Here is a 9,317-nt window from a genome sequence, read left to right on the forward strand (position 1 = left end):
GAATTCCGCCCTGTGCCAGGGGCACTGGAGGCAGCCGTTCTCGGTCACCCGCCCGCGCCGAGCTTGGCGAGTTGGTGTCGGCACGTGTTCCCGACGGCGAACGGTGTCCCGTCGGGCCGGATGCCGACCGCGAGCACCCCGTGGTCGTCGGTGCGCACCTCGGCCACGCCCCTCTCGTCCAGATCGGCGACACGCACGAGGTCGCGCCCGCGTGCCCGGATCGGCTGATCGTGGAGCACGGGTGGGAGCACGCTGCGCGGTCGCGGGGCGGGGGCGCGGTCGTCGGCCATGGGCGGGGGTTACCCGGACGGCGGCCGACTACGCGTCGTCGGTACCGGGCCTCGGGACGTCGGTCTCCCAACGCGCGCGGCGTTCGTCGTCGGACTGTTCCCACCACGGCGTGCCGCGTTCGCCGAGAGCGACCTTGGCGGCCTGTACACCGGCGCGGGACTCCGCGGCGCCGCCGGTCCGGCGCACGTCGCGTCGCCACGCCATCAGGATCGACCGCAGTTCGGCGCCGCGCTCCTCGGGAATGTCGGGATCGGTGGCGCGCCACTTCCGCCCGACGATCACGATGTGGTGGCCGTCCTCGGTGTACTCCCGGCCGTCCGTCATGACACCGATGCTAGCGACGACTCCGGGATGTCCCGTCGGGTTCCGGCCCGGGGGCGCATCGTGACAACAGTGATGGCCACGAAGGTCAGCGCCAGACCGATCGCGGTGAGGGCGGTGAACGGCTCGCCGAAGAGCAGGGCGCCCCACACGGTGGTGACGGGCGGTACGAGGAACATCAGAGCGTTCACCCTCGTCACCCCCATCCGGTCGAGCAGATACCAGTACAGCCCGTACCCGCCGAACGTCGCGAACACCACCAGTCCCGCCGTCGCCGCCCAGAAGTCGAGTGTCGTCGGCGGTACCGCGGTGCCCGTCGCGACCGCGCCGGCGGTGAAGACGACGGCCGATGTGGCGCAGTGGATTCCGAGAGCGCTGAAGGGTGCCGGTCGCTGGGCGCGACGGTCGACGAAGGTCGCGGCGACCAGAGACATCATTCCCACCAGCGGAACGAGGTAGGCCCACGCCGGGGTGGTCGCGGTGGTCGCCGTGGCGTCCGCAACGGTGGCGAGCGCGACGCCGAGAGCACCGATCAGGAGCCCGATCCATTGTCGGCCCGAGGCCGCCGCGCCCAGCAGGGGGCCCGCCAGCGCTGCCGCGACGAGTGGCTGCACTCCGTCGACGAGGGCCGTGGTGCCGGTGGAGACCCCGAGGCCGATGGCCCAGTACACGGTGAGGAGGTAGCCGGACTGCGACAGAAAGCCCACGATCACCTGCCGCCGCAGGTCCGGGCCTCGAACTCGGCGAGACCCGAGGAGCCACGTCGGTGCGAGCAGCAGGGCGAGGGGGAGGAACCGCCACATCAGGACGGTGGTGACGGCAGCGTCCTCACCGCTGATCTTCGCGCCGATGAAACCGGACGACCAGCAGAGTACGAACGCCGCGCCCGCCAGTACCGACCCGACGGCAGTGCGTCGATCCACAGGTATACCGATCTGTCTACTCATGACAGCAGACTACACAGATCGGTATAGTTCGAAACATGACATCCGAGGTCGCCTGGACGCCGAAGGCACGTGCCGTGCTGGCCGCGGCCGACGAGCTGTTCTACGAGCAGGGCATTCACGCGGTCGGCGTCGACACGATCGCGGCGCGAGCCGGCGTCACGAAGAAGACGTTGTACGACCGTTTCGAGTCCAAGGAACGGCTCGTCGTGGAGTACCTGCGGGAAAGAGACCGTCAGTGGCGCGAGTTCCTCGCCGTCCGGCTGGGTGCCGTCTCCGCAGACGCGGCCGGCGATCGGATCGATGCGGTGCTCGTCGCCTCGGCCGAGTGGACGGCGCAGCGAAGTGGTAAGGGATGCAGCATGGTCAACGCGCACGCGGAGATCAGCGACCCCGCCCACCCGGCCTATCCGGTGATCATCGGGCAGAAGCGCTGGATGGCCGATCTGTTCGTCGACATCCTCACGGCCGCAGGCGTGCCTGACCCGGTGGGCACGGCCGACCTGCTGATGCTCGTGCACGAGGGCGCGCTGGTGTGCGCGGGAATGGGAGTGGTCGAGCGGCCCTTCGACCGTGCGCGTGCTGCAGCGCGTCTACTCCTCGAGCCCACCGGCCGGTGACCACCCGAGCGCCGGCCCGAGCGTCGTCGCCATGTCGGTGAGAATCTGCACGTAGTCGTCGTGGTCGAAGCTGAAAGGCAGAGCGAACGCCACCTCGTCGATCTCCCGGAAGGCTGCGCGCGCCTGCAACTGCTCCACGAGCTGCTCGGTGGTGCCCACCAGATCGGGAGCGAACAGCAGGCGGGCCGGGCCGACCGGTGACAGGGTGCGGCCCAGACGGGCATCGGCGTACTCCTGGTAGCGGGCACGCTGGCTCGGTGTGGCCGAGTCGGTCGGAATCACCACCAAGCCCTGCGAGACCCGAGCACCGTTCCCCGCCGAGTGTGCCGAGCGGAACGCCTCGATGTGGGAGAGCTGGATGCGGTCGAAGTCGTCGTCCTCCTCGGCCTTCACGACGCTGCTCGTCAGGAAGTTCATACCGTTCGCGCCGGCCCAGCGAGCCGACCCGAGCGACGCGCCGCCGTACCACATCCGGGACGCGAGACCGGGCGAATGAGGCTGTGCGCGTGAGGAATGCACCTCGATGCCGTCCATCCCCTCGAAGTCCGTCAGACGATCGCCTCGGATCGCGGCGAGGAGCCGCTCGACCCTGGCGTAGCTGAAGTCCTCCCGATCGGCGGTGTCGGGGTACAGCGCATCCCTGAGCCGGTCGAAGTTCATCGGCGGGCCCACGCTGACCCCGGGATTCAGGCGCCCGCCGGACAGGATGTCGACGGTGGCGAGGTCCTCGGCCAGCCGCACCGGGTTCTCCCACCCCAGCGGAGTCACGGCGGTGCCGAACTCGATCCGCGAGGTCCGCTGCGATGCGGCGGCCAGCACGGCGACGGGGGAGGAGATGCCGTACTGCAGGTGGCGATGCCGCAACCAGGCGCTGTCGAAGCCGAGACGTTCGCCCAGCTCGATGATCGCGAGCGTCGACTCGTGCCCGGCCGCGGGGTCGTCCCCGTCGAACAGTCCGATCGTGAGAAAACCCATCCTGCGCAGCGGTCTCGGGTGCATGGGTCCATGATCCCCCCGTGAGCCTTTCGCGCATCCCCGAGTACGCAAACCGCGCACGGGGGCGAAGCCCTATGATCACGCGATGACCGATCACGATCATGTTGCCGCTCGCCGAGAGATCACGTCCGCCCTACTGGCGGCCTTCGAACGTCGTCACGAGGTGCTCGACGTCATCGTCGAGGCCGAGACCCGGCCCGACGCCGTGGAGGCGATCGCCACCCTGCTCGGCACGTCACGGTTGGGCGGCGAGGCCGTCATGGGCATGTCGTTCTCCAGCCTCACCAAGGACGCCCGCCGGAGCAACGCCGCCGAGCTCGAGGACCTGGACAGTCGCCTGAACTTCACGTTGGCCCAGCGTCCCGCCAGCGCGGGAGAGACCCTGGTGCTGGAAGCGTTCTCGGACGACGACCGCGACCTGTTCGCCGCCCGCCTCGCGGACGTCGGTTCCGCGGGTGACGGATCCGGCGGAGCGGCCGGTGATCTGGACACCGAGCTGGCTGCGGCACGGGACCGCCTCGACTCCGAGCAGGCCGCGTGGTTCGTCGCACGCGAGGGCGCGGAGAAGGTGGGCATCGTCTTCGGCGAGCTCGCCGGTGGCGACATCGACCTTCGGGTGTGGATCCACCCCGGACACCGGAAGAAGGGCTACGGCACTGCGGCGCTGCGGAAGTCGCGCGCCGAGATGGCGGCGGTGTTCCCGGGGGTGCCCATGATCGTGCGCACCCCCGGGGTCCAGCCGTCCTGACACTTCTCGTGAGAGGCGATCAGGCCCGGTACTTCTCGACGTACCGGGTCATCGTCTCGAGCTGATAGCGGGAGACGTCGTGGGCGTTCTCGTTCTCGGCGAACACACTCGACACCATGACGGTGTCGTTGTCGTAGAACCCGAGTGAGCCGAGGCCGCCGAAGAACTGGTCCCAGTCGACGTCGCCGTCGCCGATCTTCAGGTGCTGGTGCACCCGCACCGCGTTGCCGGGTGGGTTGGTGATGTACCGCAACCCGTGCGAGCGGTGATGATCCATCGTGTCCGCCACGTGCACAAGACGCACCATGTCCCCGGCGGCGGCCATGATCGCCGGCAGGTCACCACCCATGTGGAACTGGTGGCACGCCACGATCACCATCCCGATGTTCGGGGAGTTGATCCCGCGGATGGTGCGGATCGCGGCGAGCCCGTCCTCGACGAAATCGTCCGGATGCGGATCGATCAGGACGTCGAGACCCTCGCGCTCGATGATGGGGACCAGTTCCTCCATCGACCGGTAGAACGCCCGCTCGGACTCCTCCGGCTTCTCCGGTCGACCGGAGAACTCGGTGTTCATCGTCGACACCCCGAGGTCGACGGTGATCTGGATGGCGCGTTTCCAGTACCGCACGGCCGCCTCGCGGGCGTCCTCGTCGGGACCGGACCACCGCAGCACCGGCAACACCGAGGCGATCCCGACGCCGGCGTCCGAGCACGCCTTGCGGAACTTCGCGACCAACCCGTCATCGGCCTTGGGATGGTTGAAGAACGGGATCATGTCCACGTGCGGGGTGAGCTGCAACCACTCGTACCCCAGATCGGCGACCACGGCGGGCAGCTCGAGCAGCGAGTGCGAATGATGAAACGGCGTCGGATCGAGCGCGATCTTCATCTCAGGCTCCGACGATGGACGAGCGCTGCACCATCTCGACGGCGACCGGGGCACCGGACTCGAGCGACTTCACGCCGGCCTCGCACACCGCGGCTGCAGCGTATCCGTCCCACGCTCCGGGGCCGTCGACGTAGTTGCCCGTCTCGGCGCCGGCCTTCACCGCGTCGACCCAGCGCTGGATCTCGGTGTCGTAGGCCTGGCCGAAGCGCTGCACGAAGCCGGGAGTGATGGTGCCGCCCCAGGTTCCGGGAGCGGACTTGCGGACGAGGCCGACGTCGAGACCGATCATCGCGCTGCCGTGCTCGGCCACGACCTCGGTGCGCACCTCGTAGGCGACGCCGGTGGTGACGAACACCTCGGCGTCGACGTGTCGACCGGACTCCGTGGTGAAGATGGCGATCTGCGGATCCCGCAGGCCCTGCGGTGCCGACGGATTGGCCGACGGGCTGATGATCTGCACCGACGTGATCTCCTCGTCGAGGAGGAAGCGCGTGACGTCCACCTCGTGCACCAGCGAGTCGCGCACGATCATCGCGCTGTCGAAGTGCGGCGGCACGGCGGGGTTACGGTGTGCGCAGTGCACCACCAGCGGACGGCCGAGCTCGCCGGAATCGATGAGTGCCTTGAGCTGGTCGTACTCGGTGTCGAAGCGGCGCATGAATCCGACCTGGATGAGCTTCTTGCCCAGCGCGGCCTCGGCTTCCACGACGGCGAGGGACGTGGCCACATCGGTGGTCAGCGGCTTCTCGCACATGACGGGCTTGCCGTGCTCGAGACACGCGAGAAGCTGCTTCTCGTGGGTCGGGCCGGGAGTGGCCAGGACGACGGCGTCGACCTCGGGGTCGGCGATCGCGTCGAGGGGATCCTCGACGACGCGGCAGCCGGGGATGGTCGCGGCGAGCTCGTGGGCCTTCGCGCTGACGTAGTCGTTGATCACGGCGACGCGGGCGCCGGTGATCTTCGAGGTGATGCGGGCGACGTGATCGGCACCCATCATGCCGACACCCAGGACCGCGATGCGGAGTTCGGTGGTCATCGTGTCAATCCGTTTCTGTAGGTGCGAAAGTGTGGTCAGGCGAACGTGACGGCAGGAATGCCGCAGGAGCCCAGGTACTTCCGGGTGCGCTGCGCGATCGGCAGGGGAGCGTCTACGGCGCACGGGTACATGTCCTGCTCGACGATCGCGAAGATGTCCGCGGTGAGCTTGCCGTCGTCCGCGAGGCGCTCGATGGTCTTCAGGAGCGGAGGCATGTCCGGGATGCCGAGCGGCGGTTCCGTCATGGCGCCGAGCTTGACGGCCTCGCCGAACGGCAGGTCCTCCGCTGCGACCCTGGCGCGGACCTCCTCGTTCACCTGCTTGAGGTGGAGGTACCCGATGCGCTCGGGTGCCCGCTCGATGATCGCGATGTTGTCACCGCCGCAGTAGCTGATGTGGCCGGTGTCGAGGCACAGGTTCACGAACTCGCTCGAGGTGCCGTCGAGGAAGCGGTACACGTTCTCTTCGGTGTCGACGTGGCTGTCGGCGTGCGGGTGGTACTGCGCCTTGACGCCGTACTGCTCGAACATGCGCTTGCCGAGCTCGTTCATGCCCTCGGTCTTCTTGCGCCACTGGTCCGCCGTGAGGTCGCGGTCCTCGAGCACCGCGCCGGTGGAGGGGTCACGCCACATCTCGGGGATGACGACGACGTGCTTGCCGCCGGCGGCGGCGGTCAGCTTGGCGACGTCCTCGATCTGAGTCCACACCGCGTCCCACGCGTCGTCCTGATGCAGGTGTTCGAACACCGTGCCGGCCGACAGCTTGAGACCCCGAGAGCCCAACTCCGACAGCAGCTTCTGCGGATCAGTGGGCAGGTAGCCGTACGGGCCCAGTTCGATCCACTCGTAGCCCGACGCCGACACCTCGTCGAGGAAGCGGCCGTACGGGGTCTGCTGAGGATCCTCGGGGAACCACACTCCCCAGGAGTCGGGGGCGGATCCGACGCGAATCGTGCTCATGTCTCGGGGGTTCCTCTCGAAGAATGTCCGGCGCTCGTGCTGTGGCACTAACGCGCTTAAGTAACGCGCTTAAGCTACTATGAGGTGGATCACGCTTCCGTGTCAAGCCCCGTCCCAGAGGAGTGCCGGTGTCCACGCCGCCCCGCAGCCGCAAGACGACGATGAGTGACGTCGCCGCTCTGGCGGGAGTGTCCCGGACCCTGGTGTCGTTCGTCCTCAGTGGCAAACCGGGTGCGAGTGACGACACTCGCGACCGTGTCCTCGCCGCTGCGCGCGAACTCGACTATCGACCCGACAACGCCGCGCGACTCCTCGCGCGCGGGCGGAGCAGGACGTTGGGGGTCGTGATCGACGTGCGACAGCCGTTCCAGGCCGATCTCGTGACCCACATCTATCCCGTGGCCGAGTCGGCCGGGTACGAGGTGTTGCTGTCCGCGAGCGCGCCCGGCCGGGACGAGACGAAGGCGATCGAGGCGCTGCTCAGCCATCGCTGCGAAGGCGTGATCCTGCTCGGCCCGTCGTCCTCACCCGAGTACGTCGCGCATCTCGAGGAGCGGGCGGTGGTGGTCATGATCGGACGGGCCCTGCCCGCCACCGACTTCGACATCGTGCGCAGCGCCGACGACCACGGAGTGCGTCAGGCGGTCGACCACCTCGTCGGTCTCGGGCACGTGGACATCCACCACGTCGACGGTGGCACCGACTCCGGTTCGACCGAGCGTCGCGCCGCCTTCCGTGCCGCGATGGACGAGCGCGGTCTTCCCGCCGTGGTGTGGCCGGGTGCGCACACCGAGGAGGCGGGCAGTGCTGCCGGAACGCGCATGGTCGCCGAGCGGCGGGTGCCCACCGCGGTGATGGCCGGCAACGATCTGTGCGCGGTGGGACTGATGGACGCGTTCCACCGTGCCGGAATCGCTGTGCCCGATGATGTCTCGGTGGTGGGATACGACGACAGCGAGCTGGCGCACCTCTCGCGCATCGATCTCACGACCGTCCGGCAGGACGCCGAGGGTCTGGCCGCGACGGCGGTGCGGTTCGCCATCGCCCGCCTCGAGGACGAGAGCCTCGCGCCCGCCGAGCTGGTGGTCGAGCCGTCACTCGTCGTGCGCGGGAGTACCGGGCCCGTGCGCACGGTCGCGCGTCAGACGGCCCGGCGCACCTGACGTCGTTCGCGGGCGGTCAACCCGCCCCACACTCCGTACGGTTCGGCGGACTCGAGAGCCACTTCGCGGCACCGAGCGATCACCGGGCAGTGTGCGCACAGTCTCTTCGCGATCTCCTCGCGTTCGCGGGCAGCTCGTCGTCCCTCTCCGGCGGGGGAGAAGAACAGGTCGCTGCGCTCGCCGCGGCACACCGCGGCGAGACGCCACTGCCCGGAGTCGGTGGAGTTCGTCTCGACGGAGATCGTCATGACACACGATGCTGTCGCAGTGAGAGGGGTCGGCACAGGGTTCGACTCGAGCAGGTCGCAACTCCGCAGAGGCACCCTCGTTTCGACGCGGCCCTCGTCGGTCACCCTCTCGAAATGCAGACGTTCCTCCCCGACCCCGGCTTCGCCCGCAGCGCACAGCTGCTCGACGACAAGCGGCTCGGGAAGCAACGCGTCGAGACCTTCCAGATCCTGCGCGCCCTGGTATGGCCCTCCTACGGGTGGAAGAACCACCCGGCGGTGGTGATGTGGCGGGGATTCACCCCGGCGCTCGTGGCCTACGGGATCGCGACCTGCCGGGAGTGGGCGGCCCGCGGGCGGGCGGAGGCCCTGGAGGCACGGCTCCTCGACTACAGCGACGGGCGTGCGTGGACGTACGACGAGTTGCGCGACGACGGCCGACTGCCGCCCTGGCTCGGTGACGACTCGGTGCACGCGAGCCATCGTCGCGCCCTGGCCGCGAAGGCGCCGCAGGCGTACCCGGCCGACTGGGCAGGGGAGACCGGGTACGTCTGGCCCGGATCCCTCTTCCCGCGCTGGCCCCTGACGGTCGGCGACACCACGCCCAGTGCCGTGGTGTCCTCGATGATCGAGATGGGCGCGCCCGCAGAGCTGTTCGACCCGGGTACGGAGGAGTGGTCCGCCCTGCGGGCCCTGCACGGTGGCCGATCCGCGCAGGTGCGGACGACGAACCACCGTCTGCTGACGGTCGCTGCAGCGCTGGTGCGGCCGGGCCGCACGGCTCTCCTGCTGGACACCGACCCGCTCGCTCCCGACCTCCCGCTGCCCGAACCGTCCGCCGAGCCGGGTGGCACGGTGTCGGCGTCCGTCGCGCGCGAGCCGACCCCCCGAGGACGTCGAGGCGATGCGGGCCGAGGGCCGCGATCCCGGGCGTCTGCGCGTGTTCCGCCGTGGCGCGACCGTGCGCGATGCCGGGGAGTACGCGCTGGTGGTCACGTCCGGTGCCGCGGTGCCGGGCGAGCTCGCGGCTGTTCCGTCGCTCCGTCTGACGACGTGAGGACTAGCTGTAATGGCCAGGGACGTTGTGGACGGCGTGGCGACAACAGATAGGTGAGGACCT

The 9,317-nt window shown here is 69.2% G+C and carries 12 protein-coding genes and 1 pseudogene; 4 read left to right on the forward strand and 9 right to left on the reverse strand.

The features are described 5' to 3' along the window. Positions 1-3: 3 nt before the first annotated feature. The 4 genes and pseudogenes from ASG69_RS23375 to ASG69_RS18245 form a co-directional block, all read right to left on the reverse strand. Positions 4-48: pseudogene (locus tag ASG69_RS23375) on the reverse strand (hypothetical protein); the annotation flags it as partial. After that, positions 45-290 (reverse strand): hypothetical protein, encoded by a 246-nt coding sequence (locus tag ASG69_RS18235; protein WP_056448629.1) that lies wholly within the window; start codon positions 288-290, stop codon positions 45-47. The gene ASG69_RS18235 and the pseudogene ASG69_RS23375, both read right to left, overlap by 4 nt. Before the next feature lie 28 nt (positions 291-318). After that, positions 319-615 (reverse strand): hypothetical protein, encoded by a 297-nt coding sequence (locus ASG69_RS18240; RefSeq protein ID WP_056448626.1) that lies wholly within the window; start codon positions 613-615, stop codon positions 319-321. Further along, complete coding sequence (locus ASG69_RS18245; RefSeq protein WP_056448623.1) at positions 612-1,559, reverse strand: DMT family transporter; 948 nt, start codon at positions 1,557-1,559, stop codon at positions 612-614. Before ASG69_RS18245 ends, ASG69_RS18240 begins: the two co-directional genes overlap by 4 nt. Positions 1,560-1,594: 35 nt before the next feature. On the opposite strand from ASG69_RS18245, the gene ASG69_RS18250 reads away from it, so the two are divergent. Next, on the forward strand, positions 1,595-2,176 hold the full coding sequence (locus ASG69_RS18250; RefSeq protein ID WP_056448620.1) for a TetR/AcrR family transcriptional regulator: 582 nt from the start codon (positions 1,595-1,597) through the stop codon (positions 2,174-2,176). Here ASG69_RS18250 and ASG69_RS18255 read toward each other — a convergent pair. Next, the gene (locus tag ASG69_RS18255; RefSeq protein ID WP_056448617.1) at positions 2,150-3,175 is read right to left on the reverse strand and encodes an LLM class flavin-dependent oxidoreductase; all 1,026 of its coding nucleotides are present in this window, start codon (positions 3,173-3,175) and stop codon (positions 2,150-2,152) included. The genes ASG69_RS18250 and ASG69_RS18255 overlap by 27 nt on opposite strands. Before the next feature lie 82 nt (positions 3,176-3,257). On the opposite strand from ASG69_RS18255, the gene ASG69_RS18260 reads away from it, so the two are divergent. Then, positions 3,258-3,920, forward strand: a complete 663-nt coding sequence (locus ASG69_RS18260; protein WP_056448613.1) for a GNAT family N-acetyltransferase — start codon at positions 3,258-3,260, stop codon at positions 3,918-3,920. A gap of 19 nt (positions 3,921-3,939) precedes the next feature. Here ASG69_RS18260 and ASG69_RS18265 read toward each other — a convergent pair whose 3' ends face one another. The 3 genes from ASG69_RS18265 to ASG69_RS18275 are packed head-to-tail and all read right to left on the reverse strand — an operon-like array spanning position 3,940 to position 6,807. Then, the gene (locus ASG69_RS18265; protein ID WP_056448610.1) at positions 3,940-4,812 is read right to left on the reverse strand and encodes a sugar phosphate isomerase/epimerase family protein; all 873 of its coding nucleotides are present in this window, start codon (positions 4,810-4,812) and stop codon (positions 3,940-3,942) included. 1 nt (position 4,813) lies between these two features. Then, a complete protein-coding gene (locus ASG69_RS18270) occupies positions 4,814-5,848 on the reverse strand; it encodes a Gfo/Idh/MocA family protein (protein ID WP_027505593.1) in 1,035 nt (344 codons plus the stop codon). A 35-nt stretch (positions 5,849-5,883) separates the two neighbouring features. Next, complete coding sequence (locus ASG69_RS18275; protein WP_027505594.1) at positions 5,884-6,807, reverse strand: sugar phosphate isomerase/epimerase family protein; 924 nt, start codon at positions 6,805-6,807, stop codon at positions 5,884-5,886. Between the two features lie 161 nt (positions 6,808-6,968). On the opposite strand from ASG69_RS18275, the gene ASG69_RS18280 reads away from it, so the two are divergent. Further along, on the forward strand, positions 6,969-7,970 hold the full coding sequence (locus ASG69_RS18280; protein WP_056448607.1) for a LacI family DNA-binding transcriptional regulator: 1,002 nt from the start codon (positions 6,969-6,971) through the stop codon (positions 7,968-7,970). On the opposite strand, the gene ASG69_RS18285 is transcribed toward ASG69_RS18280, so the two are convergent. Further along, positions 7,949-8,218, reverse strand: coding sequence for a WhiB family transcriptional regulator (locus ASG69_RS18285; protein WP_056448604.1), 270 nt, complete (start codon positions 8,216-8,218; stop codon positions 7,949-7,951). The genes ASG69_RS18280 and ASG69_RS18285 overlap by 22 nt on opposite strands. A gap of 114 nt (positions 8,219-8,332) precedes the next feature. On the opposite strand from ASG69_RS18285, the gene ASG69_RS22915 reads away from it, so the two are divergent. Then, a complete protein-coding gene (locus ASG69_RS22915; protein ID WP_200933854.1) occupies positions 8,333-9,307 on the forward strand; it encodes an MSMEG_6728 family protein in 975 nt (324 codons plus the stop codon). Positions 9,308-9,317 lie beyond the last annotated feature (10 nt).

Source organism: Rhodococcus sp. Leaf225 (assembly GCF_001426145.1).
Lineage (GTDB): Bacteria > Actinomycetota > Actinomycetes > Mycobacteriales > Mycobacteriaceae > Rhodococcoides.